The sequence below is a fragment of the Sphingopyxis sp. H115 genome (genome assembly GCF_001468465.1).
Classification (GTDB): domain Bacteria; phylum Pseudomonadota; class Alphaproteobacteria; order Sphingomonadales; family Sphingomonadaceae; genus Sphingopyxis.
The window spans coordinates 85,895-111,353 of the sequence record NZ_LNSA01000001.1 but is presented as its reverse complement, the minus strand read 5'-3'; the positions used below and the strand labels follow the sequence as shown (position 1 = coordinate 111,353).

Annotated in this window: 25 protein-coding genes; 14 read left to right on the top strand and 11 right to left on the bottom strand. The window is 64.0% G+C overall.

Annotated features, from left to right (window positions below):
• The first annotated feature begins 11 nt into the window (after positions 1-11).
• The 9 genes from ATE71_RS00565 (at position 12) to mazG (ending at position 8,019) form a co-directional block, all read left to right on the top strand.
• Positions 12-986: a septal ring lytic transglycosylase RlpA family protein gene (locus ATE71_RS00565; protein WP_235587846.1), complete on the top strand. Its 975-nt coding sequence runs from the start codon at positions 12-14 to the stop codon at positions 984-986.
• An 11-nt stretch (positions 987-997) separates the two neighbouring features.
• Positions 998-2,251 carry a D-alanyl-D-alanine carboxypeptidase family protein gene (locus ATE71_RS00560; RefSeq protein WP_152998571.1) on the top strand — a complete coding sequence of 418 codons (1,254 nt, stop codon included), beginning with the start codon at positions 998-1,000 and terminating at the stop codon, positions 2,249-2,251.
• Positions 2,248-2,868, top strand: coding sequence for a dTMP kinase (gene tmk, locus ATE71_RS00555; protein WP_058801429.1), 621 nt, complete (start codon positions 2,248-2,250; stop codon positions 2,866-2,868). Before ATE71_RS00560 ends, tmk begins: the two co-directional genes overlap by 4 nt.
• A complete protein-coding gene (locus tag ATE71_RS00550; RefSeq protein ID WP_058801428.1) occupies positions 2,865-3,839 on the top strand; it encodes a DNA polymerase III subunit delta' in 975 nt (324 codons plus the stop codon). The genes tmk and ATE71_RS00550 overlap by 4 nt, the downstream gene beginning before the upstream one ends.
• A gap of 38 nt (positions 3,840-3,877) precedes the next feature.
• On the top strand, positions 3,878-5,455 hold the full coding sequence (gene metG / locus ATE71_RS00545; RefSeq protein WP_058801427.1) for a methionine--tRNA ligase: 1,578 nt from the start codon (positions 3,878-3,880) through the stop codon (positions 5,453-5,455).
• Complete coding sequence (locus ATE71_RS00540; protein WP_058801426.1) at positions 5,455-6,231, top strand: TatD family hydrolase; 777 nt, start codon at positions 5,455-5,457, stop codon at positions 6,229-6,231. Before metG ends, ATE71_RS00540 begins: the two co-directional genes overlap by 1 nt.
• A gap of 13 nt (positions 6,232-6,244) precedes the next feature.
• Positions 6,245-7,009: an MBL fold metallo-hydrolase gene (locus tag ATE71_RS00535; RefSeq protein ID WP_058801425.1), complete on the top strand. Its 765-nt coding sequence runs from the start codon at positions 6,245-6,247 to the stop codon at positions 7,007-7,009.
• The gene (locus ATE71_RS22645; RefSeq protein ID WP_201022895.1) at positions 7,006-7,182 is read left to right on the top strand and encodes a hypothetical protein; all 177 of its coding nucleotides are present in this window, start codon (positions 7,006-7,008) and stop codon (positions 7,180-7,182) included. Before ATE71_RS00535 ends, ATE71_RS22645 begins: the two co-directional genes overlap by 4 nt.
• Before the next feature lie 63 nt (positions 7,183-7,245).
• The gene (gene mazG, locus ATE71_RS00530) at positions 7,246-8,019 is read left to right on the top strand and encodes a nucleoside triphosphate pyrophosphohydrolase (RefSeq protein WP_058801424.1); all 774 of its coding nucleotides are present in this window, start codon (positions 7,246-7,248) and stop codon (positions 8,017-8,019) included.
• On the opposite strand, the gene hflX is transcribed toward mazG, so the two are convergent.
• The 7 genes from hflX to dusB form a co-directional block, all read right to left on the bottom strand.
• On the bottom strand, positions 7,997-9,349 hold the full coding sequence (gene hflX / locus ATE71_RS00525) for a GTPase HflX (RefSeq protein ID WP_058801423.1): 1,353 nt from the start codon (positions 9,347-9,349) through the stop codon (positions 7,997-7,999). The two genes, mazG and hflX, sit on opposite strands and share 23 nt — an antisense overlap.
• On the bottom strand, positions 9,346-9,849 hold the full coding sequence (hfq, locus tag ATE71_RS00520) for an RNA chaperone Hfq (RefSeq protein ID WP_058801624.1): 504 nt from the start codon (positions 9,847-9,849) through the stop codon (positions 9,346-9,348). Before hfq ends, hflX begins: the two co-directional genes overlap by 4 nt.
• Positions 9,850-9,968: 119 nt before the next feature.
• Entirely contained in the window at positions 9,969-11,348 is a 1,380-nt protein-coding gene (locus tag ATE71_RS00515) for a sigma-54-dependent transcriptional regulator (protein WP_058801422.1), read from the bottom strand.
• Positions 11,338-13,629, bottom strand: a complete 2,292-nt coding sequence (locus ATE71_RS00510; RefSeq protein ID WP_235587845.1) for an ATP-binding protein — start codon at positions 13,627-13,629, stop codon at positions 11,338-11,340. The genes ATE71_RS00515 and ATE71_RS00510 overlap by 11 nt, the downstream gene beginning before the upstream one ends.
• A 92-nt stretch (positions 13,630-13,721) precedes the next feature.
• Complete coding sequence (locus ATE71_RS00505) at positions 13,722-15,140, bottom strand: sigma-54-dependent transcriptional regulator (protein ID WP_058801420.1); 1,419 nt, start codon at positions 15,138-15,140, stop codon at positions 13,722-13,724.
• Complete coding sequence (locus tag ATE71_RS00500; protein ID WP_058801419.1) at positions 15,137-16,228, bottom strand: two-component system sensor histidine kinase NtrB; 1,092 nt, start codon at positions 16,226-16,228, stop codon at positions 15,137-15,139. The genes ATE71_RS00505 and ATE71_RS00500 overlap by 4 nt, the downstream gene beginning before the upstream one ends.
• A complete protein-coding gene (gene dusB / locus ATE71_RS00495) occupies positions 16,225-17,238 on the bottom strand; it encodes a tRNA dihydrouridine synthase DusB (protein WP_058801418.1) in 1,014 nt (337 codons plus the stop codon). Before dusB ends, ATE71_RS00500 begins: the two co-directional genes overlap by 4 nt.
• A gap of 96 nt (positions 17,239-17,334) precedes the next feature.
• On the opposite strand from dusB, the gene ATE71_RS00490 reads away from it, so the two are divergent.
• The gene (locus ATE71_RS00490) at positions 17,335-18,513 is read left to right on the top strand and encodes a bifunctional 2-C-methyl-D-erythritol 4-phosphate cytidylyltransferase/2-C-methyl-D-erythritol 2,4-cyclodiphosphate synthase (protein WP_058801417.1); all 1,179 of its coding nucleotides are present in this window, start codon (positions 17,335-17,337) and stop codon (positions 18,511-18,513) included.
• Positions 18,514-18,516: 3 nt separating this feature from the next.
• Positions 18,517-19,074, top strand: coding sequence for a CinA family protein (locus tag ATE71_RS00485; RefSeq protein ID WP_058801416.1), 558 nt, complete (start codon positions 18,517-18,519; stop codon positions 19,072-19,074).
• A gap of 200 nt (positions 19,075-19,274) precedes the next feature.
• Here the strand turns inward: ATE71_RS00485 and ATE71_RS00480 are convergent, their stop codons facing one another.
• Both ATE71_RS00480 and lipA read right to left on the bottom strand, forming a co-directional pair.
• Positions 19,275-19,718: a type II toxin-antitoxin system RatA family toxin gene (locus ATE71_RS00480; protein WP_058801415.1), complete on the bottom strand. Its 444-nt coding sequence runs from the start codon at positions 19,716-19,718 to the stop codon at positions 19,275-19,277.
• Between the two features lie 7 nt (positions 19,719-19,725).
• Positions 19,726-20,661, bottom strand: a complete 936-nt coding sequence (gene lipA, locus ATE71_RS00475; RefSeq protein WP_058801414.1) for a lipoyl synthase — start codon at positions 20,659-20,661, stop codon at positions 19,726-19,728.
• Between the two features lie 62 nt (positions 20,662-20,723).
• On the opposite strand from lipA, the gene ATE71_RS00470 reads away from it, so the two are divergent.
• From ATE71_RS00470 to ATE71_RS00460, 3 genes are read left to right on the top strand one after another with little or no spacing between them, the layout of a single operon-like run.
• Positions 20,724-21,362 carry a carbonic anhydrase gene (locus ATE71_RS00470; protein ID WP_058801413.1) on the top strand — a complete coding sequence of 213 codons (639 nt, stop codon included), beginning with the start codon at positions 20,724-20,726 and terminating at the stop codon, positions 21,360-21,362.
• A 13-nt stretch (positions 21,363-21,375) separates the two neighbouring features.
• Positions 21,376-21,954, top strand: coding sequence for a hypothetical protein (locus tag ATE71_RS00465; protein WP_058801412.1), 579 nt, complete (start codon positions 21,376-21,378; stop codon positions 21,952-21,954).
• Positions 21,955-22,004: 50 nt separating this feature from the next.
• Positions 22,005-23,330: a chloride channel protein gene (locus ATE71_RS00460; RefSeq protein WP_058801411.1), complete on the top strand. Its 1,326-nt coding sequence runs from the start codon at positions 22,005-22,007 to the stop codon at positions 23,328-23,330.
• Here ATE71_RS00460 and ATE71_RS00455 read toward each other — a convergent pair.
• Both ATE71_RS00455 and ettA read right to left on the bottom strand, forming a co-directional pair.
• On the bottom strand, positions 23,327-23,731 hold the full coding sequence (locus tag ATE71_RS00455) for a PaaI family thioesterase (protein WP_235587844.1): 405 nt from the start codon (positions 23,729-23,731) through the stop codon (positions 23,327-23,329). The genes ATE71_RS00460 and ATE71_RS00455 overlap by 4 nt on opposite strands.
• Before the next feature lie 47 nt (positions 23,732-23,778).
• Positions 23,779-25,458: an energy-dependent translational throttle protein EttA gene (gene ettA, locus ATE71_RS00450; protein WP_058801409.1), complete on the bottom strand. Its 1,680-nt coding sequence runs from the start codon at positions 25,456-25,458 to the stop codon at positions 23,779-23,781.
• Position 25,459: the final 1 nt, after the last annotated feature.

Here is a 25,459-nt window from a genome sequence, read left to right as displayed (position 1 = left end):
GCGGGGGTCTGTTGGCCGGGGCGGTGTTGACGCTTGCAGGCTGCGGCGGTTTCGACGGCAAGCGCGAAGGCGGGCCGGCCGCCGGTCCTGCCCCGGTATCGAGCGTTTCGGGCGTGGTCGACGGGCCGGTCAAGATCGGCGATCCCTACAAGGTCGGCGACACGACTTATACCCCCGCCGACGTCGCCGATTATGACGAGGTCGGCTACGCGAGCTGGTATGGCGAAGAGCTTGCCGGGCGGCCGACCGCGAATGGCGAGACTTTCGATCCCGCCGGGATCAGTGCTGCCCACAAGACGCTCCCGCTGCCGAGCTATGTCGAAGTGACCGCGCTCGATACCGGACGGACAATCCTGGTGCGCGTCAACGATCGCGGGCCGATGGTGAACGACCGGCTGATCGACCTGTCGCGCGGCGCGGCGGAACAGTTGGGCCTGAGCGAAGGTGTGAGCGGGGTGCGCGTGCGCCGGACCAGCCCACCCGCCGCCGAACGCGCCCAGCTTCGTGCCGGCCAACCGGTTCGCGAACGGATCGCAACCCCCGGTTCGTTACTCGCGATTCTGCGCCGCAAGATGAAGGAACTGCCCGTTCCCAAGAGTGTAGCGGTGGCTGCGGCGCCGATTGCCACACAGCCTGCGGCGCCGATCGCCTCGGGTAAGGCGAAGCCCGGCGACGATCGATTCATCGTCGAGGGGCCGGGGGCAACGAAACCAGATACAAAGCCTGCGCCGGTCGCCAAGCCCGATCTGGCCAAGCCCGTTGACTCCCAGGTCGCCCCCAGTGGCTTCGTCGTCCAGGTCGGCGCGTTCAGCAGCGAAGCGCGCGCCAATAGCGCGGCAAAGTCGGTTGGCGGATCGGTATCGAAGTCCGGCAGATACTGGCGCGTGCGCATGGGCCCGTTCGCCGGAGAGGCCGAAGCGCAGGGCGCGCTTGGCAAGGCGAAGGCCAAGGGCTTCCGCGACGCGGTGGTCCAGCGCGACCGGTGACGCGCCGACCGATGCGGCAAAGGGGAATATGGGCGAAGGTCGGGGCGGCGGTCCTGACGCTCGCCGCGCTGGCGGTTGCCCTTCCGGCGGCGTCGGCGGGTGACGCGCGACTAAAAAATGGCCCCGCCCAGAACGCGCCAGCCCAAAAGGCAGCCGCAAGCCGGCCGCTATACGTCACGCAGGCGCCGATCGTGATGCTGAAGGATCTCGATTCAGGCGCAATCCTTTTCTCGCGCGGCGCTGACAAGCGCTTCGCTCCCGCGTCGATGGCAAAGGTGATGACCGCCTATGTCGTCCTCGAGCTGATCAAGAAGGGCGAACTCGACCGCAACCGGCAAATCACGGTCAGCGAGGCGACGTGGAAGAAGTGGAACGGCGGCAACGGCGGATCGACGATGTTCCTGCGGCCCGGAGAAAAAATCTCGGTCGACGAACTGCTCAAGGGATTGATCACCGTCTCGGGCAATGATGCAGCGGCAGCGCTGGCGGTCGGGATCGACGGCAGCGAAGCGGCTTTCGTCAAACGAATGAATGCAGTGGCGGCCGATATTGGAATGGCGTCGAGCCGGTTCGGGACGCCCAATGGCTGGCCGGACGGTGGTGTTACCAAGGTGAGCGCTGCCGACCTTATCACGCTCGCCGACCGGCTGATCCGCGACCATCCGAGCGGCTATGCGCGCTATTTTTCACTGTCGAAGCTCCAGCACGGCACGTCGCCGGACGGCAAGCCGATCGTCCAGCCCAACCTCAACCCGATCCTCGGCCGCTTCGAGGGGGCAGACGGGCTAAAAACGGGTCACACCAGCGAGGCGGGCTATTGCTTCCTCGGCTCAGCGAAGCGCGATGGCCGCCGGCTGATCATGGTCGTCGCGGGGATGCGCAGCGAAAAGGCGCGGCGCGACGAGGCCGAACGGCTCATGACATGGGGTTTCGAAGCTTGGGAGGGTAGGGAATTACTCCCCGCCGGCGCAAGCGTCGGGCGCCTTGATGTCGGCAAGGGCGCCAAGCCCGCCGTCGCGACCGAAACCGGCATGGCCGTACGGATGACGGTTCCCAAAGGCTATGTCGGCGGCTACCGCGCGGTCATGCGTTCCAAGACTCCCCTGCCGGCGCCCGTCGCGCGCGGCGCGCGGGTGGCAGACCTCGTCGTCCGGCCCGACGGCCTGCCGCCGCAGACGACACCGCTGCTGGCCTCGGCCGATGTTGGCGAAGGCGGCTGGTGGGCACGCGCACGGACCGGATTCTACCGGCTGACCGGGCTGTGACCGGGCGCTTCATCACGCTGGAGGGCGGCGAGGCGGTCGGCAAGTCGACACAGATCGCCGCGCTCACTGCCGGAATTGAAGCGCACGGGATCGAGGTTGTGGCAACGCGCGAGCCGGGTGGCAGTGCGGGCGCCGAAGCGATCCGGTCGCTGCTGATGGAAGGCAGCGACGACCGCTGGGACGCGCGGAGCGAGGCGCTGCTCTTTGCTGCAGCGCGCGCCGATCATGTCGCACGGCTGATCCGACCGGCGCTGGCGCGCGGCGCGTGGGTCTTGTGCGACCGCTTCGTCGATTCGAGCCGCGCCTATCAGGGCGGCGGCGGCGGGATAACCGACGCGGACCTGATGATGCTGCACGACTTCGGGTCCGAGGGGCTGATGCCCGACCGCACCTTCCTGCTCACCGTCAGCGCTGACGAGGCGGCGCGGCGGCTGACCGAACGGGGGGGTAGCGATCGGATGGGGAGCAAGCCGGCCGATTATCAGGAACGCCTTGCCGCGCGTTTCGTCGACTTGGCGCACGCCGAACCGGACCGCTGGCGGATTATCGATGCCGACGCGCCGGCCGCGCACGTCACTGCGGCGATCCTCGCCGAACTGGCCGGGTGGCTGCCATGATCGGGCACAGCGATGCCGAAAAGGCGTTCCTCGAAGCGTGGCAGGGCGACCGGCTTCACCACGCCTGGCTTCTTGCGGGTCCGCAAGGGATGGGCAAGGGCGCCTTTGCCGATCGCGTCGCGCGGTTCCTTGTAACCCATGCCACCGCAGGCGAAGCGGAATCGCTCGACGATCGCGGTGAGGAATCGGCGGCGCGACTGGTCGACGCAGGCAACCATCCAGAAATTCTTCGCCTCGTTCGTCAGGCGAAAGACAAGGCCAAGGACCTCGCGCGCAATATCACGATCGAGCAGGTTCGCGAACTCAAGGCGCGGCTCCATTTTTCGCTTTCTCTCGGCGAACGGCGCGTGATCATCGTCGACGCGATCGACGACCTCGAAGCCTCGGCATCGAACGCCCTGCTCAAGACGCTCGAGGAACCGCCCGCCAAGACACTGTTCCTGCTTGTCAGTCACTCGCCCGGACGCTTACTGCCAACGATCCGGTCGCGGTGTAGAAGCCTTCGTTTTCAACCGGTTGATCATGACGTCATGACGGCGTGGCTGCACGAGATGCGGCCGATGCTCGAAATGGCCGAGGTGCGCGCGATCGTCGCTGCATCGGGTGGCGTTCCAGGCAAGGCGCTAGCGCTGATCGATAGCGATGTGGCGACGATGGAAAAGAAGCTGCTGGCCATTGCCAGTTCGGGAGACCCCGAAAACCGGCTCCGCGAAGCGCTCGCCCGTGAAGTCGGCGGAACGAGCAATCGCGCGCGGCTGGAATTGGTGATCGACATCGTACCGGGCCTGCTCGCAAGGATCGCGCGCGAGCGTCCGGTTGCGGAGGTCGCGCCCGTCCTTGCGCAGTGGGACCGCGTCCAGCGCACCGTTCGCGATGCGATCCGCGGATCCTACGACGGTGCGATGGTGGGGTTCGAAATCGGCAACTGCCTCGCCGAACTCGCGCCAAGAGCGGGTCAGCCGGCACGCTGACGCTTTCCCTTGCGCGCGGCAGCGGCTAAGGCGCGCGCATGTCCGAAAACAAAGCCCCCTTCTATATCACCACGGCGATCAGCTATCCCAATGGCCGTCCGCATATCGGCCATGCCTATGAAGCGATCGCGACCGATGTGATGGCGCGTTTCCAGCGCGCGCGCGGCCGCGACGTGCGGCTGACCACCGGAACCGACGAGCATGGCCTGAAAATGTACCAGACGGCGCGCGACCAAGGCCGCGCGACCATAGAATTTGCCGATGAAATGTCGGGATATTTCCGTGAGATGTACGGCAAGCTGAATATCAGTTTCGACCATTTCATGCGCACGTCGGACCCCGCGCACCATGCCGCGTCGCAGGCGCTGTGGCGCGCGATGGAGGCCAATGGCGACCTGTATCTCGACCGCTATGAAGGCTGGTATTCGGTGCGCGACGAGGCTTTCTATGACGAAAGCGAACTGGTTCAGGGGGAAGGGGAGGCAAAGCTCTCGCCCCAGGGGACGCCGGTCGAATGGACCGTTGAGGAAAGCTGGTTCTTCCGCCTGTCGGCCTATCAGGACAGACTGCTCGCGCTCTACAACGAGAATCCCGATTTCATACGTCCCGAAAGCCGCCGGAACGAAGTGATGCGCTTTGTCGAGGGCGGGCTCAAGGATCTCAGCGTTTCGCGCACCAGTTTCGACTGGGGGGTACCGGTGCCGGACTCGCCGGGCCATGTCATGTATGTCTGGGTCGATGCGCTCACCACCTATATGTCGGCGCTCGGTTTTCCCGATCAGGGTGGGGAGTGGGGCCAGTTCTGGCCGGCAGATATCCATATGATCGGCAAGGATATCGTTCGTTTTCATACGGTTTACTGGCCGGCTTTCTTGATGAGTGCAAAGCTTCCTCTACCCAGGCAGGTGTTCGGCCACGGCTTCCTGCTCAACCGCGGCGAAAAGATGTCGAAGTCGCTGGGCAACGTCGTCGACCCGATGGAACTCGCCGAGCGTTTCGGGGTCGACGCGCTACGCTATTACCTGCTCCGCGAAGTGAGCTTCGGTCAGGACGGCAGCTATTCGGCCGAAGCGATTGTGCGCACCGCCAACGCCGATCTTGCGAACAGCTTCGGCAATCTCGCGCAGCGCAGCTTGTCCATGATTTTCAAGAATTTGGACGGCAAGATTTCGGTAGACTATGCGCCCGCGCAGGACGATAGCGACCTGCTCGCCGATCTGGCCACGATGGCGACCGAGCGCCTGCCGCGCGAGTTCGAGCAGCTCGCTTTTTCGGTCGGGATCGAGGATTGGATCCGCGCGGTCTTCGCGTGCAACCAATATGTCGACACGCAGGCCCCCTGGGCGCTGCGCAAGACCGATCCCGACCGCATGCGCGCGGTGCTGATGACCCTGTTCCAAGCGGTCCGCACGCTGGCAATCGCGATCCGCCCGGTCGTGCCGGCAGCGGCTGACAAATTGCTCGACCAGATGGGCATCGCAGAAAATGCGCGCGATTTTGGGGCGCTCGCCGACGCCGACTGGTTCACCACGCTCGCCGCCAGCGGCTTCACCGTCGGCCAACCGGTCCCGATCTTCCCCCGGCTCGAGCTTCCTGAAGGGGAAGGGGAGGCATAATGCTCGTCGATTCGCACTGCCACCTCAACTACAAAGGACTTGCCGAGCAGCAGGGTGAGGTGCTGGCGCGCGCGCGCGCGCGGGGCGTTACCGCAATGCTCAACATCGCGACCCGCGAAAGCGAGTGGGACGATGTGCTTGCCGCGGCCGAGGCCAATGCCGATGTCTGGGCGAGCGTCGGCATCCATCCGCACGATGCCGACAACCATCCCGATATCGACACCGCGAAGCTGGTCGAGCGCGCCGGGCATCCGCGCGTCATCGGGATCGGCGAGACTGGGCTCGACTATTATTACGACAAGAGCGACCGCGTGCGGCAGCAGGACAGCTTTCGACGCCATATCCATGCGTCGCAGGCGACTGGATTGCCGATCATCGTCCACACGCGCGACGCCGAGAACGACACGCTGGCGCTGCTGGACGAGGAGATGGGCAGGGCGGAATTCCCCGGCGTGATCCATTGCTTCACCGCGAGCGACGATTTCGCGCGCAAGGCGCTCGACCTCGGCCTGTTCATTTCGATTTCGGGCATCGTGACCTTCAAAAATGCTGCGGAGCTTCAGGCGACCGCTAAATGGCTGCCGCGGGACCGGCTGCTCATCGAAACCGATTCCCCCTTCCTCGCGCCCGTTCCGCACCGCGGCAAGACCGGCGAGCCGGCGTTTGTCGCCGACACACTGGCGTTCCTTGCCGACCTGCGCGGCGACGACAGGGATGGGCTGGCGGCAGCGACGGCCGCCAATTTCTATGCGCTTTTCAGCAAGGCGGCGTCATGACGTCAGGCGCGGCATGAAGGTCAGAATCCTGGGCTGCGGCACGTCTTCGGGCGTTCCGCGGATTGGCAACGACTGGGGACAGTGCGATCCGGACAATGTGCGCAACCTGCGCAGCCGGGCATCGATCATGGTCTCGCTCGGCGGCTTTCGTATCCTTGTCGACACCAGCCCCGACATGCGGCTCCAACTGCTCGACGCCGGGGTCGGCGAACTCGACGCCGTCATCTGGACACACGAACACGCCGATCACACGCACGGTCTGGACGACCTGCGCCAGGTCATGCACCTGCGCCGCTCGCCAGTCCCGGTCTATGCCCGCGATCATGTTCTCGACATCCTCAAATGGCGCTTCACTTATGCATTTGCGGGAAATGCCGGTTATCCGGCATCAGTCGATCCGATCGACCTGAACGACCATCAATCGATCGGCCCGATCGAGGTTTCGGCGATCGAAATGCCGCACGGGCCGATCAAAGCGACGGGCCTGATCTTCAGCGATGGTGCGCACAAGATAGCCTATGCTACTGATTTTTCTAAATTCACCGACGAGATGGTGGAATTTTTTCAGGACGTCGACCTGTTCGTGATCGACGCGCTGCGCCGCTATCCCCATCCGACGCATCCGCATCTCGCGATGACGCTCGAAGGGCTGGCGAAGGTCGGCAATCCACGCGCGATCATCACGCATATGGACAATACGATGGATTATGAAGACCTTGCGGCGGAATTGCCGTCAGGCGTCGAACCCGGGTACGACGGATTGGAGGTGCAGCTATGACCGGTGACACGACCGTCCAGATTCTCTGGTTCGCGGGCGCGTTCGCGCTGGTGCTAAGTTCGCTGCTCGCGCGGCGCTTACCGATGGCCGACTGGGTTAAAATGGCGCTCGCGTGGGTGGCGATCTTCGGGCTGGTATTCCTGGTCATCCGTGCATGGCAGGCGGTGACGTGACGCCGGGCACTCCTCCTTCCTGTGCAACTATATTTAACATAATATATATTATCGGATAATTTCATGACCGGAGCTGCTACGCTGTCCCCCATCGAGCGCCTGCTCGCAATCATGCGCCAACTGCGCGATCCCGATGGTGGATGCGAATGGGATCTGGCGCAAAGCTTCGGTACGATCGCTGCCTATACGATCGAGGAAGCCTATGAGGTTTCGGACGCCATCACCGGCGGCGATCCTGCTGCGATTTGCGACGAGCTTGGCGACCTGTTGTTGCAGGTCGTCTTTCACAGTCAGATCGCGGCCGACGAAGGCCTGTTCGGTTTCGACGACGTCGCCAACGCGATCAGCGATAAGATGGAACGCCGACACCCGCATATCTTCGGCGACGGCAAGACCGACGACGTGCGTCAACAATGGGAACAGATCAAGGCGGCCGAACGCGCCGTCGACGGTCCGACGAGCGCGCTCGCCGGAGTGGCCTCGTCCTTGCCCGCGTTGCTGCGCGCGCAAAAGCTGCAGGGCCGTGCTGCACGCGTCGGTTTCGACTGGCCCGATACCGACGCGCCGCGTGCAAAGATCGACGAGGAGCTGGCCGAAGTCGCACAAGCGACAACCGATGCCGAGCGCCATGAGGAAGTCGGCGACTTGCTGTTCGCGGTCGTCAACTATGCCCGCAAGCTCGGCATCGATGCCGAGAGCGCGCTGCGCGATGCCAATCTGAAATTCGCGCGGCGCTTTGTCGCAATGGAAGATCGCGCCGGCGGCAGCCTTGCCGGGCTATCGCTCGACGATCAGGAAAAACATTGGGTCGCGGTCAAGGCCGCGGAGCGTTCTTAGCCGGCCATAACCGCTCGAACCGTGCGTTGTCGGCCGGGTCGAGGCGGACGGTCAGGACATGGCCTTCGCCCTGCGGCTCGTCTGCGAGAACCTCGCCGCGCGCGTGGAGCCACGCCGCCGCCTCACCCTCGCCATAGCCCAGATAGATGCGCTGCACCTTGTGCTGCGCGGTCAGTTGCGATGCCATCAGGACGCGCGCCGCCTCGACTCCCTCGCCCGTTACCGCCGAAATGACCGCGACGTCGGGCCGCCGCGCCGCCATCTCCTCGATCGCCGCGCGCGCGTCGGCATCGGCGGTATCGATCTTGTTCCAGATTTCGATCTGCGGAACCGCGGCGGGGGCATCGCCCTCCCCGTCGTCTTGCGGACCGTTGACGCCGAGCGAATCCAATATGGCGCGCACATCGTCATACTGCGCTTCGCTGTCGGGATGGACGATGTCGCGGACGTGGACGATCAGGTCGGCGGTCGTCACTTCCTCGAGCGTCGCGCGGAAGGCGGCGACGAGTTGCGTCGGCAAGTCGGACACGAACCCGACGGTGTCCGACAGGATCGCCTTTTCGATGCCCGGCAGCCCGATTTCGCGCATCGTCGGGTCGAGCGTTGCAAAAAGCATGTCCTCCGCCATGACGTCACTTCCCGTCAAGCGGTTGAAGAAGGTCGATTTTCCAGCGTTGGTATAGCCGACGAGCGCGACCACCGGCCAGGGTGCGCGCTGGCGTTTCGACCGCTGGAGCTGGCGCGTCCGCCGCGCATCGTCGAGCGAACGACGGATGCGTGCCATGCGGTTTCGGATCATCCGCCGGTCGGCCTCGATCTGCGTTTCGCCGGGGCCACCTAGGAAGCCAAAGCCACCGCGCTGGCGCTCGAGGTGCGTCCAGCTCCGCACGAGCCGGCCCGCCTGATAGTCGAGATGTGCAAGCTCGACCTGCAACCGTCCTTCGGCGGTCGCGGCGCGCTCACCGAAGATTTCGAGGATCAGCCCGGTGCGATCGATGACCTTGGTCCCGAAAGCAGTTTCGAGATTGCGTTGCTGGATCGGACTGAGCGCAGCGTCGACAACGACGAGTTGGACACCCTTTGCTGCGATGTCAGGCGCGATCGCGTCGATCTGCCCGACGCCGAGCAGCGTCGCCGCGCGTGTCTGCCGGAGCCGCAGCGTGTGGACAGCAACGACGTCAAGCCCGATCGCGAGCGCAAGACCCCTCGCCTCCTCGGCGCGTGCGTCAAGGTCGCGCGCGAGGCGCTGGCTATGCCATTCGGGCACGACGACAAGCGCGGCGGCGCCGCGCGTTACCTCGTCCTCATTGTCGATTATAGGGTCGATCAGGCGTCGTCCGTTTCGCCGTCAGCCTCGCCATTGTCGGTCAGGTTGATCGGCCCGTTTGGTTGAACCGTCGAAATCGCGTGCTTGTAGACGAGCTGCACCTGCCGCTCGCGCTCGAGCAGCATGCAGAACAGGTCAAACGCCACGATATCGCCCTGCAGCATCACGCCGTTGACGAGGAACATCGTCACCGATTCGTCGGACCGGCGCACCGCGTTCAGGAAAACATCCTGCAGCGCCTTTCCCCTGCCGGCGGGCGCCTCGCGCAGATTGTCACCGAGCAGCGCAAGATCGAAGTCGTGCGACGGCATCACGGTCGAAATCGCATGCTTGTAGACAAGCTGCGACTGCCCATCGCGGCGAAGCAGCAACGAGAAATTGTCGAACCAGGTGATGATGCCCTGCAATTTGACGCCCTTGACCAGGAACATGGTCACCGGGGTCTTGCTGCGGCGCACAGCATTGAGGAAAAGATCTTGGAGATTCTGATTCTTATCGGACATATTTGCCTCCTGTTCTTGGCGGCGAAGCCGCGTTTCGATGCTCGGTAGACCCGGCATCTTTGACATTCTTTGCCGCCCCACTATGCGGCAAACCATAAGGAACGTCTAGCGCAAAGCCGTCAGCCTTCACCGTCCGAACTCTCGGTAAGGCCCAAAAGTTTCAGTTTGCGGTGCAGCGCCGATCTTTCCATCCCGATGAAGCTAGCAGTGCGCGAGATGTTGCCCGAAAACCGATTGATCTGGATACGCAGATATTCGCGTTCGAAATTCTCGCGCGCCTCCTTGAGCGGAATGGCGGTGATCGATTCCGAATTGGGGAGGATATCTGCCCCTCCCCGTACCAGTTCGGCGGGCAGCATGTCGGCGTCGATCCGGTTCAATCGGGCGCTCGGCGCCAGGATCATTACGCGCTCGATGACGTTCCTGAGTTCGCGGACGTTGCCGGGCCATTCATGCGCCTGGAGCGCGGCCATCGCCTCCGAACTGATTTCGGGCGGCGGAACGCGGCGATCGGCGGCGTAGCGGCGAATATAATGGTCGCAAAGGCTCGCGATATCGTCGCGCCGTTCGCGCAGCGGCGGGATATGCACCGGGACGACGTTGAGCCGATAATACAGATCTTCGCGAAACCGGCTTTCGGCAATTTCGGTCATCAGGTCGCGCGCCGACCCCGAAATGATGCGCACATCAACGCGGATCATGGTGCGCCCCCCGACGCGCGTGAAGCTCTGGTCGGTGAGGACACGCAGGACTTTTCCCTGCGTCGTGAGCGGCATGTCGGCGACCTCGTCGAGAAACAGCGTGCCGCCGTGCGCCTGTTCGAGCAGCCCGACGCGGATCGAACCGTCCTCCGCCTCCGACCCGAATAATTCGGTCTCGACCGTTTCAGGATCCATGCGCGCCGAGGAAATGACGCGGAACGGCGCATTCTGCCGTCCACTCCAACCATGGAGGACGCGCGCGGCGACCTCCTTGCCGACGCCCGGCGCTCCTGTGATCAGCACACGGCTTCCTGTCCCCGCGACGCGCTTCAACGTCGCGCGGACATTGTTGATCGCCGCGCTCGTGCCAGTGAGTTCGTCTGACGGCCCCGCCTTTTCGCGCAGCTGCTCATATTCGAATTTCAGCCGCTCGCTTTCGGTCGCGCGCGCGACGAGGTGGAGCAGGCGCGACGCCTCGAACGGCTTTTCGATAAAGTCGAACGCACCGCGCCGGATCGCCGCCACCGCTGTGTCGAGCCCGCCGTGCCCCGAAATCACGATGATCGGCAACGTTGGGTCGAACGCCTTTATCGCCTCGACGAGGCCGAGCCCGTCAAGCCGCGAGCCTTGGAGCCAGACGTCGATCAGCGCAAGCGAGGGGCGCCGCTGGCGGATCGCTTCGAGCGCCGAATCGCTGTCGGAGGCGGTGCGCGCCTCATAGCCTTCGTCTTCCATGACCCCTGCGACGAGGTCGCAGATGTCGCGTTCGTCGTCGACGATCAAAATATCAAGCGCCATGATCTTCTCTGTCCTGCCGATTCCGGATGCGTCCGGGAACCGATTCGCCCTGTCCCGTGCCGGCCTCGCCGCCACGTCCCGCCAGTGGCCGTAACCGATCCGGATAGAGCGTAAGCGTCACGCGCGTCCCCTGCCCGGCCGGATTGTCCGAAAATTCGAGTTCGCCATAATGTTGCTCGACAATCTTTTTGACGATCGCAAGGCCGAGCCCCGTGCCGCCCTGCCGCGTCGTCATATAGGGTTCGGCGATGGCATCGCGCGCTTCCGGAAGCCCAATGCCGTCGTCGGTCACGCGGATCAGCAATTCGCCGCCCGGCCCCATCGCGAGCTCGGCATCGACGTGTCCGACGGGCATACCTTCCGAGTTTTTCGCCTTTTCTTCAATCGCTTCCACCGCATTTTTGACGATATTTGTTGTCGCCTGCGACAGCAGGCGACGGTCGCAAACGAGTGGTTCGATTTCGTCCTCGGTACGGATCGCAAAGACGATGTCGGGCTTGGCCACTTCAAACAGGAACACCGCCTGCCGCACGATGTCGCGAACATCCTCGACCCCGAAGGTCGGCTTCGGCATTCGCGCGAAACTTGAAAACTCGTCGACCATCCGCCGCATGTCGTGGACCTGGCGGATCACCGTGTCGGTGAGCTTCCGGAACGTCGCGGCGTCGTCCTCGACCTTGTCGCCGAAGCGGCGCTGCAGTCGTTCGGCGGCGAGCTGGATCGGGGTGAGCGGGTTCTTGATCTCGTGCGCGATGCGGCGCGCGACATCGGACCAGGCGGCACGGCGCTGGTCTAGCAATTGCTGCGTGATATCCTCGAAGCTCAGGACAAAACCGTCGCCCTGCGCGACCGCCTTGGCCGCCAGCGTCGCGGGCTCGGCATCCTTGCGAGCGAGTTGGACGATCGCCTCACGCTCGTCGCCGGTCAGCAATTGCGCCAATTCGGGCGCGACGTCGGCAAGCGGCCGCCCGGTCAGGCATTCGGCTGATTGGCAGATCAGCCGCTCGGCTGCGGCATTGGCGAGCAGGATGCGGTGATCGGCATCGACCGAAATCACGGCCGACGAGACGCCGCTCAGCACCGCTTCGATAAAACTGCGCCGCGCCTCCAACTGTTCGTTGACGTTGACCAGTGCACCGGTCTGCCCTTCCAGTTGCTCGGTCATCCGGTTGAAGGCGCGTGTCAGCACCGAAATCTCGTCGTCGCGCGCCGGTGGCGTCACGCGGACTGACAAGTCCCCGCCAGCGGCTGTCCGCGTCGCCCCGATCAGCGTGCCGAGCGGGCGAACGATGCGGTCGGCAACGACGATCGCAGCAATAACGGCGAGCGCCAGGAGGAGAAGCGAGCCCAGATAGAGCGCACCATTGAATTGCAACTGGAGCTGTTGGGATCGCTCGAACAAATTATTATAGTCGGCGAGAACGGCGCCCGCCCGTGCCGATTGCTGAAAACCCGGAACATTGATGTCGCGCGAGGCGTAGACGTAGGCACGGTCAGTGCCGGGTAAACGCGCGGCGGCTTCAATCCGGTTAGCCTGTCGTATGACGACGATATCTTCACCGGCGTTGAGGCGACGGATCATCTGAGAATTCAGCCGATTTTCGGCCGCCCGGTCGTCAGGATTGATGGCCGCCGCCGTGCGCGCGACACCGTCTCCCCCGATCTCGATGACCGCCGATTCATTGAGGCTGCGAACCACGACCTGCTGAAAGTAATAGTTGCCGAACTTCGGATTATCGATCGGCACAAGGCTCAGCTGTTTGCCCAGATCCGCCGCCATCGCAAATGTATTGGCTCCGACTTGGCGCTCGTTTTCCTGATAATAGCCTTCTGCGAGGCTCGCTGCATTTTCGAACATGCCACGAGAGCGATCCGAGAACCAGAAATCGACCCCGAACTGGAACAGTAATGAGGCGAAGATCACGACGAGGAGGGTCGGCGCCGCCGCGATCAACGAAAAGAGCGCGACAAGCCGGACGTGGAGACGACCGTTGCCGCCCGCCATCGACCGGACCGCGCGGGCGCGGGCAATGCGGCTGCCGATGAGCACGATCAGTGCCATCGCCGGCACTAGATTGGCGACCATGATCGCTGCCACGAGCGCGGGCGTCAGCAGTCGCTCGCTCTGCGCATCACCCGTTACGAACACATAGGTCGCGATCGCAACGCTGATGATGAGCGCAAGCGTGTAATATTCGGGTGCGGCAAAACGCCAGAAGCCCGAGCGTACGTCCTCGACCTCTGAATCCGTTTCGAAAGTCAGGGAAGAGGATTGCGCCATTGTTGCTGCGTTACGACAATCCTGTTGCATAGAAAACACACAATTTGCGTGTGTGTCGCCCAAATGCCCCGATTCCGGGTTTATCGTGGAACTCAGGGGTGCGCCGGGTCGATATCCAGCTGCCCCAACCGCTTGCGGAGCGTATTGCGATTGATCCCCAGACGCCGCGCGGCTTCGAGCTGGTTTCCGCGGACGTCGCGCAACACACGCCGGAAAAGCGCCGCCTCGACGATCGCTTCCAGCTTCTCGTGGATAGCCCCGTCGCTTGCGGCGCACGCCATTTCTTCGCGCGCCCAGTCGTCGATCGCGCGGGCGATGAGCGTCGCCGGCTCCACCGCGCCGCCGTCCCCGCCGCCTTCGTGCAGCACGGTTTCGACGTCGCGCACGGTGACGACCGTGTCGCGCGACAGCACCGCGAGCCGCTGCACGACATTGCCCAGTTCGCGGACATTCCCCGGCCAGTCATATCGTTCGAGCCATTGCATCGCCGCGGGTGCGAACTGCCGGTCGGGAAGCCCCGAACGACGTCCGGCATCGACGAAATGGCGAACGAGCGCGGCAATGTCACTGCGTCGGTCGCGAAGCGGCGGCAGGGTGACCGGAATGACGTTGAGCCGGTAAAAGAGATCTTCGCGAAAGCGCCCGTCGGCGACGAGCGTACGCATGTCGCGGTGCGTCGCCGCGATGACGCGCACGTCGGCGCGGAGCGCCTGGCTGCCGCCGACGGTCGAATATTCGTTGCTCTGCAGCACGCGAAGCAGGCGCGTTTGCGCCTCAAGCGGCATGTCACCGATTTCGTCGAGGAACAGCGTGCCGCCCGCCGCTTGTTCGAAGCGCCCGGCATTGCGGCTGTGCGCGCCGGTAAAGGCGCCCCTTTCGTGGCCGAACAATTCGGCCTCGATCAATTCGCGCGGGATTGCCGCCATGTTGATCGCGACAAACGGCCCCGCACGGCGCAGGCCCGTCGCATGGATCGCGCGCGCCACTACCTCTTTCCCGGTCCCCGATTCGCCGAGAATCAGGACCGCAAGATCGTTAGACGCGAGCCGCGCGATCGTGCGATACACAGCCTGCATCGCAGGCGCCCGCCCGACGAGGCCGTGGCTGTCGGCCTGCCCCGGATCGATGCGGATCGCCGACTCGGCTTGCCGCTGAAGCGCGGCACGGACGCTCGCGGTCAGTTCGTCGAGGTCGAACGGCTTGGGCAGATAGTCATAGCTGCCAATTCCGGTCGCGCGCACGGCGGTGTCGAGCGTGTTCTGCGCCGACAGGACGATCACCGGCGTGTTCGCATCGACGCCCGCTCCGGGCAAGGAATCTATCCCATCGCCGTCGGGCAGAACGACGTCCGAAATGACGAGGTCGGGACGGTTGTCGGCAAGCCAGGCGTTGCGTTCGGCGATGCTCGCGACCGACGCAAAATGTGCGCATTCGCCAACCAGCGTTTCGCGGATAATCATCGCGATCGCGGGATCGTCCTCGACCAGCAGGATGGTCTTGCCCTTGCTCATGCCGGTCGTCCCTTTTGCGCGACGGGAAGGTGGACGCGAAAGCGCGTCCAGTCGCCGTCGCGGATATGCTGGACCGTGCCGCCCATGTCGCGCGCCAGCTTGGCGACCAGTGCGAGGCCAAGCCCCCGCCCTTCCCGCTTCGTCGTCACGAACGGGTCGAATAGATCACCCCGGATATCGGCGGGAACGCCGGGGCCATTGTCGCTGACGCTGACCTCGATCGGCAGTGCGATCCGGCCGCGCCCGTCACCATTGTCGATCGACAGGCCATGCCGGTAGGCGGTCGTCAGCCGCACAACGCCATCGTCGCGTCCGTTCAGCGCTTCGCAGCCGTTCGTCACGAGATTAAGCAGGATCTGCACCAAGGCGTCATGATTCCCGTAAACCAGCGGTAACGACGGATCGAAATCCTCTGCAAAACGGACGCCGGGGAACTGGCGCGCGCGCGCCGTCTCCATCGCCTGATGGATCGGTTGATACAGGTTGATCGGACCGCAGGCGATCGGCTGCCCGCGCGAAAAATGCTCCATCTGGTCGATCAGCGTCGCGATCCGGTCGACCTCGGCGCAAATCAGCGTCGTAAAGCGTTCGCCCGCGGCATCGGTCTTTCGCGCTAGCAACTGCGCCGCGCCCTTGATCCCTGCCAGCGGATTCTTGATCTCGTGCGCCAGCATCGACGCCGCCGCCCCCGCCGCACGTCCTGATCGCCCGATTGCGCCGCCCATCAGTTCGGAATCGCTGTGCGACGCCACCAGCGCGAGGATGCGATGCCCGCTGGTCCCATAAGGCACCATCTGCATGTCGACGAAGATCGATTTGCGCCCGCCCGCCGAAATCTCGGTCCGATGGGCGAAAAGCGCCGACGTCGAGGCGTCGCTCATTCGCTGGCGATAGCTACGGTCCATCCGGATGACGTCATAGATGACGCGTCCGACCATGGCCGACCGGCTGACATTGCAAAGCTGTTCAGCAGCCGCATTGACGAACAGCACCACCCCGCCGCCGTCGATCAGCAATGTGGGAACCGGGTGCGACTGGATCAGTTCATCATGGTCGAAGCTCGGGATGCTCGACGTAAGCGCGGTCACGCGGCCGCCCTGACCAGATGCCCCTTGCCGAGATGCGGGCCGTAAAAGGCTTCGAGCGCGTCGAGCACACTCTTGCTATCAGGTATTTGGTTGACCTTGTTGCGGAATTCGGCCGAACCGTGAAGTCCCTTGACGTACCAGCCGAGATGCTTGCGCGCCATATTGACCCCGGTCACCTCTCCATAATGATCGATCATCGCGCGGTAATGCGACGTGATGACGTCATATTGTTCGTGGAGGTCGGGGTCGGGTCGCTCGGCCTCGCCGCGCAATGCGGCCATCACCTGTCCGAGCAGCCAAGGCCGGCCATAGGCGCCGCGCCCAATCATTACGCCATCGGCGCCGCTCTGCGCGAGCGCGGTGCGGGCGTCGTCAGCCGAACAAATGTCGCCGTTCACTATCACCGGGATCGAAACCGCATCCTTGACCTTGCGCACGAAGCTCCAATCGGCTTCGCCACGGTACATCTGGTTGCGCGTGCGGCCGTGGACGGTGACGAGCTTGGCTCCCAAATCCTCGGCGATATGCGCGAGTTCGGGAGCGTTCAGACTGTCGTGACACCAGCCCATGCGCATCTTCACCGTCACCGGCACCGAAACCGCCTTCACGCAGCTGTCGATCAGTGCGGCCGCAAGCTTCAGGTCGCGCATCAGCGCCGAACCCGCGTCGCCGTTGGTGACCTTGCGCACGGGGCAGCCCATGTTGATGTCAATGATCGAGGCGCCGCGATCTTCGTTGAGTTTCGCCGCCTCGCCCATTTCATAGGGGGTGCAGCCGACCAGTTGCATCGACACGGGCTCTTCGACCGGATCCCACGCCGCCTTCTGGATCGACTGGCGCGTTTCGCGGATCGCGGCCTGGCTCGCGATCATCTCGGTGACGTTAAGTCCCGAACCATAGTAGCGCACGAGCTTGCGGAACGGCAGATCGGTGACGCCCGTCATCGGCGCCAGAATCACGGGATCCGTAATGGTGATATTACCGATCTGAATGGGCCGGAGCGGCGCCATGGCGGGAGCTTTCGTCATAACTGCCTAAATTTTAAGCAGCCCCTACACGCTAAGCCGCTTTCCCGCAAGGCGCGGCTGCGCTAACCGGCGCGGACGATGACCGAGTCCGCTCCTTCTCCCGCCCCACGCGTCGCGGCGATATTGCTGGCCGGCGGTCGGGGAACCCGCACCGGTTTCGCAAAGCCGAAACAGTTGGAACTACTCGGCGACCGGCCGGTGCTGCGCTGGAGCCTCGATGCGCTGGCCGGGCATCACGCAGTTTCGGCGGGCGTGCTGGTAGCCGACGATGATGCCATGGCGGCGATCGCGCCCATGCCCAACGGATGGACTTCCGCCGATCCCGGCGCGGAACGACAGCATTCGGTGGGCAATGCGCTTGCCGCCCTCGCCGGCTGGGAGGACGACGCGCTCGTTCTGGTCCACGACGCCGCCCGCCCTGGTTTGACCCCGGACCTTATCGACCGCCTGCTCGCGGCGTTGAGAGATTGCCAAGCCGCAATCCCGACCCTGCCGGTGCCGGACACCCTCGTCGAACAGTTGAACGATGGCGCGGGCGGGGTTGTCGACCGCGCCGCGCTGGCCCGCGTGCAGACACCACAGGCCTTTCGTCTCGGCACGCTGCGTAGCGCGCATGCCGAAGCCGCGGAGACGGCGGCAACCGACGATGCACAACTCGTGCGGAGGCTGGGGGTTGCCGTGATGACGGTCCCGGGCGACCCGCGGCTCCACAAACTGACATATGCCGAGGATATGGCGATTCTTCGGGGATTATTGGGGATTGGCACGATGATGCGAACCGCGGTCGGCATGGGATATGACGTCCATCGCCTCGTAGCGGGCAAGTCGCTGTGGATCGGTGGGATAGAAATCGCCCATAGTCATGGGCTTGAAGGTCATAGCGATGCCGACGTCGCGCTCCACGCCTTGACCGACGCGATCCTCGGCGCGCTTGCCGATGGTGATATCGGCGATCATTTCCCGCCCAGCGACCCGCAATGGCGCGGCGCCGCCTCGCATCGCTTCCTCGCCTTTGCCGCTGGGCGCGTCGCGGCACGCGGCGGCCGCATCGACCATGTCGATTTGACGATCATCGCCGAGGCGCCGAAAATCGGTCCGCATCGGCCGGCCATCCGGGCGCGGATTGCCGAAATCCTTGCGATTTCGATCGAACGGGTTAGTGTTAAGGCAACAACGACAGAGCGGTTGGGATTTACCGGCCGCCGTGAGGGGATAGCGGCCCAGGCCGTCGCGACCTTGCAATTTCCGGAGAATTGAACCTTGCAGTCTGTCGAACAAGCGCGCCTCGCCGCGCGCGACGACCTCGCTACGAGCGTGCTCGCTAACAATCGCGCCGCAGGGCGGCGGGTCGCCGTGGCCGAAAGCTGCACGGGCGGCATGGTCAGTGCCGCGCTGACCGACATTGCGGGCAGCTCGGATGTTTTCTCGGCCGGGTTCATCACCTATTCGGGACACGCCAAGCAGACACAGCTCGACGTCAGCAGCGAGATTATCGAAACCTTCGGCGAAGTCTCGCTTGCGACCGCGTGGGCCATGGCGGCAGGTGCGCTGGCAAACAGCGATGCCGACGTCGCGGTCGCGATCACCGGCATCGCGGGCCCGGGCGGCGGCTCCGAAAAGAAACCCGTTGGCTTGGTCGTTTTCGCGCGCGCCCTGCGCGGACAGGACCCCGACGACTATTTCACCCAGCGCATCCAATTTGATTCGACCGACCGCTCCACGATCCGCCATCACGCGACGCTATTTGCGCTCAGCCTCCTCCAGCCCGAAAAGGACGGACTGCGGCCGTCGGAGGATGTCGTGCTGCCGGCCCCCTGAAACGTGACCCCTCGCGAGAAGGACTTACTCATTCGGGTTACGCTTGACCCGCTCGACCAAAAACTCGACGGCAGAAAAAGCCATCGGGAGTGCCGCCGCCAAGAGCAACGACCCTATATGCTTGAGCATCGACCCAAAAAATAAGACGGCGATCAGGGCACCGGCGAAGTTTCCAATGGCTCCGGAAAGGAGCCTGGGTATCAGCCGCCCGCCGCCCCATAAAGCTCGTCGGCGCGTGTTTCGAACGCCGCGATCATCTTTCTGAGCGCCTTGTCGAACATCTGCCCGGCGAGCGCTTCGAACATCCGGCTGCGGAATGAGAAATCGACCATGAAGTCGACACGGCAACCGCCACCCTCGAGAGGCCGGAAGTGCCATTCATTGCTAAGATGCTTCATCGGGCCGTCGATGTAGCTGACGATGACCTCGTGCGGGCGCTGTTTGTGGACGCGGCAGGAGAAGCTTTCGCGCAGCCCCTTGAAGCCGACGATCATGTCGGCAACCGTCTCATGCTCGCTGTCGTCGCGGATGCGCAACGCGACGACCCACGGCAGGAATTCGGGATAGCGCGCGATGTCGGTGACGAGCGCGAACATCTGTTCGTCGCTATAAGGTAGCTCGCGCGTTTCGTGATGCCTTGGCAATGGGCGCTCAGTCCGCCTTGACGCGCGCCAGCTGCGCTTCGCGCGCCGCGCGCATCCGTTCGAAATCGTCGCCGGCGTGATAGCTCGACCGGGTCAGGGGCGACGAAGCGACCTGCAGGAATCCCTTGGCCCGCGCGATCTGCGCATAGGCGTCAAAGGCCTGAGGCGTGACGAATTCGGCGACCTTCGCATGTTTCGGCGTCGGCTGGAGATATTGGCCCATCGTCATGAAGTCGATGTCGGCGCTTCGCATGTCGTCCATTACCTGATGCACCTCCATCCGTTCTTCACCGAGCCCGAGCATGATGCCCGACTTGGTGAAGATCGATGGGTCGCGACGCTTCACGCTTTCGAGCAGGCGCAGCGATGCATAATAGCGCGCGCCGGGGCGGATCGTCGGATAGAGCCGCGGGACGGTTTCGAGATTATGGTTATAGACGTCGGGACGCGCATCGACGATCGCGGCGACCGCGCTTTCGGGCTTGTTGCGAAAGTCCGGCGTCAGGATCTCGATCGTCGTCTGCGGCGTTTCGCGGCGCAGCGCGTTGATAACCTTCACGAACTGGCTGGCGCCGCCGTCGGGAAGATCGTCGCGATCGACCGAGGTGATGACGATATGCGTCAGCCCCATCTTCGCCGCCGCGATTGCTGTATGCTCGGGCTCGAGCAGGTCAACCGGGCGCGGCATCCCGGTCTTGACGTTGCAAAAGGCACAGGCCCGCGTGCAGGTGTCGCCGAGGATCATCACCGTCGCATGCTTCTTGGTCCAGCATTCGCCGATGTTCGGACACGCCGCTTCCTCGCACACCGTATGCAGGTTCAGCTCGCGCATCAGCTTGCGTGTTTCGGCGTATCCGGGGCTGGTCGGCGCCTTGACGCGGATCCAGTCGGGCTTGCGGCTGCGCTGGCCGGGAGCGGCCGCGGATGTGGCAGGAGCGTTCATGCCGCCCACATAGTCGCGCACGCGCCTCTTCTCAACCTCTCTACCTATGCTAAGGCGCGTCCATGACTCACTTTACCGACATGATCGACGGCTACCGGCGTTTCCGTAACGGCGGCTGGCAACAGCAACGCGAGCGCTGGGATGAACTCGCCGTGGGCCAATCACCCAAGGTGATGGTTATTGCGTGCTCCGACAGCCGCGTCGAACCCTCGCAGATATTCGACACCAATCCGGGCGAGATCTTTGTCGTGCGCAACGTCGCGGCGCTGGTGCCGCCGTTCGAAACCACGCCGGGCCGTCACGGCGTTTCGGCGGCGCTTGAATTCGCCGTCCAGTTCCTGAAGGTCGAGGAAATCGTCGTGATGGGCCACGGCCTGTGTGGCGGCTGCCACGCTGCGCTTCACAAGTCGATGGAGGGCGCCGAGCCGGGCCGCGGCGGCTTCATCGCCGACTGGATCGCGATGCTTGACGAAGCGAGCGAGGAGGTACGGCACGCGCATGCGGACCTCGACACGCGCGACGCGGGCCGCGCCATGGAAATGGCAGCAGTGCGGGTAAGCATTGACAACCTAAGAACTTTTCCCTGCATTCAGGAAAAGGAGCGGCGCGGTACGCTGACGCTGCGCGGGGCGTTTTTCGCAATCAGCGACGGCGTCCTGCATCTGATGGACGACGCGACGGGAGACTTTTCTCCAGCCTGATCAGGAGGGCGATATGAGCAAGAATGCATTCTGGGTCACGGTCATCATTGTCGCGGCGATCGTCGGCGCGCTTTTGGGGCCCGCTCTTGCGCGATCGCTCTCGCCCGGGGCGATGCTGATCTTTTCGGTAGTGACGCTCGTCGCGATTGTCGGATTGGTCGTCTGGTCGCTGTCGGCCAACAAATCGGGAAAAAACGCAGGCACCGAAGCGCTCGCGGATGCGCGCGCGATGCGGGCTCCCGAGGGCAAGGCGCGCATTTATGTCACGCGCCGCGGTTTCGTCGCGGCGTTGCAGGGAATGAATATCGCCCTCGACGATAGCGCAAGTGGCCAGATCAAGTCCGGACAGATGTTGATGGCAGACGTGGCGCCGGGCGTGCACCGGCTGCACGCCGCGATGGCGAAGGGCATCATGGCGCGGACGGGCGCGATGGAGATCGAGGTCGGCGCCGGCGACGTTGTCGTGATCGACGCGATGTTCGAAATGAGCGCGCTGAAGGGCGACGCGAAGCTGACCCGGCTCGACGGTGCGAAGGCCCGCGAAAATGTCCATGCGACCAAGCTGGTCCTGTGGGAAGTCGCACCGAGCTGAAATCGGACCCGCGGGGTTGCGCCGCGCGGCGCGGCGGTCCATGCGGCCCCATGCCCTTCAAACTGACTCTTCCGCGCTGGGTCCGGCTCTGGCGGTTGCGGATCAATCGCCGCGCGCGCAGCGAGGTCGTAGATATCCGCCGTCGCGTGGCAATGGTCGGGGGCGCTGTTTTGCTCGGCCTCGTCGCACTGGCGTTTGCGGCGGCGGGCGACCATGCACAGCAACTGATCTTTCGCGTCACCGACCGGGTGTGGTGGCTGCCGATCCTGATCACGCCTGCCGCCTTTGCATTGATCGTCTGGACCGCGGCGCGATTTTTTTCCGAATCGCGCGGATCGGGGATTCCGCAGATCATCGCGGCCGGACGCCGCCCCGACGAGGCGGTGAAGGGCCCACTCGTGTCGCTGCGCACCGCCATCGCCAAGCTGGGACTCACGCTGGCGACGCTGGCCGCGGGCGGTTCGGTCGGGCGCGAAGGGCCGACCGTCCAGGTCAGCGCCGCGATCATGGTCGCGGTTCACCGGTTACTGAAAGTTCGCGTTACGGCGGGCGTGTTCATCGCCGGAGGCGCCGCGGGCGTGGCGGCCGCGTTCAACACCCCGCTCGCCGGGATCGCCTTTGCGATCGAGGAACTCGCCTCGGCCTATGAACAGCGCGTCGCCGTGCTAACGATGGGCGCGGTCATGATCGCCGGCCTCGTCAGCCTCGCCATCGCGGGCGACTATGTCTATTTCGGTGTGATGCGCGAGACGCTGCCGGTGGCGGACGTTCTGATCATCGCCCCGGTCGCGGGGGTCGGCGGCGGCCTCGCCGGCGGCCTGTTCGCGCGGATCGTCCTCGCGGCAAGCGCACGGACCGTGGGCTGGGCGCGCTATGCTGCGCAGCGCCCTGTCGTGTTCGCGGCGGGATGCGGCCTCGTCGTCGCCGTCGTCGGGGTCGCGACGAACGGCGGCACCTGGGGTACGGGCTATGACGTCACCAGATTCCTCGTCGAAGGCAATCAGGGCAAGCTGTGGTTTTTCCCTGCCAAATTTGCCGCTGCGCTCGCTTCGACGTTGAGCGGCGCGCCAGGCGGCATCTTCGCACCATCGCTCGCCGTCGGCGCGGGCTTCGGCAATCTCCTCACCCCGGCCTTTCCCGAAAGCCCGGCGGGCGCGGTCGTGATGATGGGGATGGTCGCCTATTTCGTCGGCGTCGTGCGTGCGCCGCTGACCGCCGTCATCATCCTGATCGAAGCGACTGCGGCGCGTGGCGTGATCCTGCCGCTGTTCATGACCGCGCTAATCGCCGACTGGACGAGCGCGCAAATCTGTCCGACGCGCCTCTATCATGGGCTCGCGATGCGAATGCTGCCTGGAAAAAGCGCTGCGGCCTAAGGAATCGCGTAGGTGACGTTCGCCTGACCGACGGGCTTGTCGGCGTCGTCGGTCCAGATGCGGATATCCATTACCGCCAGCCGCTTGCCGAGGCGTAGCAGATGCGCGTCGGCGAACAGCGGTCCAGGGCGGCAGGGGCGCAGGAACTGGTAATTGAGCGCGCTCGTCACCGCCATCGCGACGGGACCGATATGCGCAAGGACGAGCGCATAGGCAGCCATGTCGGCAAAGCCCATCTGCGTCGGTCCCGAAATCAGCCCGCCGGGACGCAGCGCCTGTTCATTAGGATCGAGGCGCGCCTGAATATGGCCCGGAACCGCCGAGACCACGCGCCCGCGCGATCCCGGCTGCGAATGCGGGAAAGCCTCCGCCATGAAGGCGTTGAGCGCGTCAGCGTCCATGCGGATCGCGCCCGACGAGATCGGAGCCGCCTCCCCCGCCATCGCCTTTAGCGCGACAGCTTTTTGTAGGTCGTCGCGTGCGGGCGCGTCGCGCCTTCGCCGAGGCGGCGGATCTTGTCTTCCTCATAGGATTCGAAATTGCCTTCGAACCATTCGACATGGCTGTCGCCCTCGAAGGCCAGGATATGCGTCGCAAGGCGATCGAGGAAGAAGCGATCGTGGCTGATAACCACGGCGCAGCCCGCGAAATTCTCGAGCGCTTCTTCGAGCGCGGCGAGGGTTTCGGTGTCGAGGTCGTTGGTCGGTTCGTCGAGTAGCAGGACGTTGCCACCCTGCTTCAGCATCTTCGCCATATGGACCCGGTTGCGCTCACCGCCCGACAACTGGCCGACCTTCTTCTGCTGGTCGGTGCCCTTGAAGTTGAACGCGCCGACATAGGCGCGCGTCTGCATCTCGTGCTTGCCGATCGACATCATATCGTGGCCGCCCGAAATTTCTTCCCAGACATTATTGTTCGGGTCGAGCGCATCACGGCTCTGGTCGACATAGCCGAGGCGGACGGTATCGCCGATCGACACGCTGCCATTGTCGGGCTGTTCCTGCCCGGTGATCAGCTTGAACAGCGTCGACTTGCCCGCGCCGTTCGGACCGATGACACCGACAATGCCGCCGGGCGGCAGTGTGAAGGACAGATCCTCGAACAGCAGCTTGTCGCCATAAGCCTTCGAGATGTTCGAGACCTCGATTACCTTGCCGCCGAGGCGCTCGGGAACCTGGATGACGATCTGGGCCTTGCCGGGCGCCCGGTTTTCCTGCGCCTCGACGAGCTGATCGAACGATTTGATACGCGCCTTCGACTTGGCCTGGCGGGCTTTAGGAGATTGCCGGATCCATTCGAGTTCGTCCTTGATCGCCTTCTGGCGGCCCTGGTCCTCGCGCGCCTCCTGTTCGAGGCGCTTGCCCTTCTTTTCGAGATAGGTCGAATAATTGCCCTCGTAGACGAAATAGCGGCCGCGATCGAGTTCGAGGATCCAGTTCACGACATTGTCGAGGAAATAGCGATCGTGGGTGACGAGGATGACGTTGCCCGGATAGTCGACCAGATGCTTTTCGAGCCACGCGACGCTTTCGGCGTCGAGATGGTTGGTCGGTTCGTCGAGCAGCAGGATCGAGGGCTTTTCGAGCAGCAGGCGGGTGAGCGCGATGCGGCGCTTTTCACCGCCCGACAGATTCTCGACGCTCCAGTCGCCCGGCGGACAGCGGAGCGCTTCCATCGCGATTTCGAGCTGGTTGTCGAGCGTCCAGCCGTCGACCGCGTCGATTTTTTCCTGCAGCGTGCCCATTTCTTCCATGAGCGCGTCGAAATCGGCGTCGGCGGGCGGGTCGGCCATCAGTGCGCTGATCTCGTTGAACCGGTCCATCATGTCCGCAACGGGGCGCACGCCGTCCATGACATTTTCCTTGACCGTCTTGGTCGGGTCGAGCTGCGGTTCCTGCGCCAGATAGCCGACGGTGATGCCTTCGCCGGGCCAGGCTTCGCCGGTGAAATCCTTGTCGATGCCGCCCATGATCTTCATCAGCGTCGATTTACCCGTGCCGTTGGGGCCAACGATACCGATCTTGGCATCAGGATAGAATTGCAGGCTGAGGTTGTTGAGCGTCGGCTTTTGCGCGCCGGGATAGGTCTTGGTCAGACCCTTCATCACGAAACTATATTGGGCGGCCATG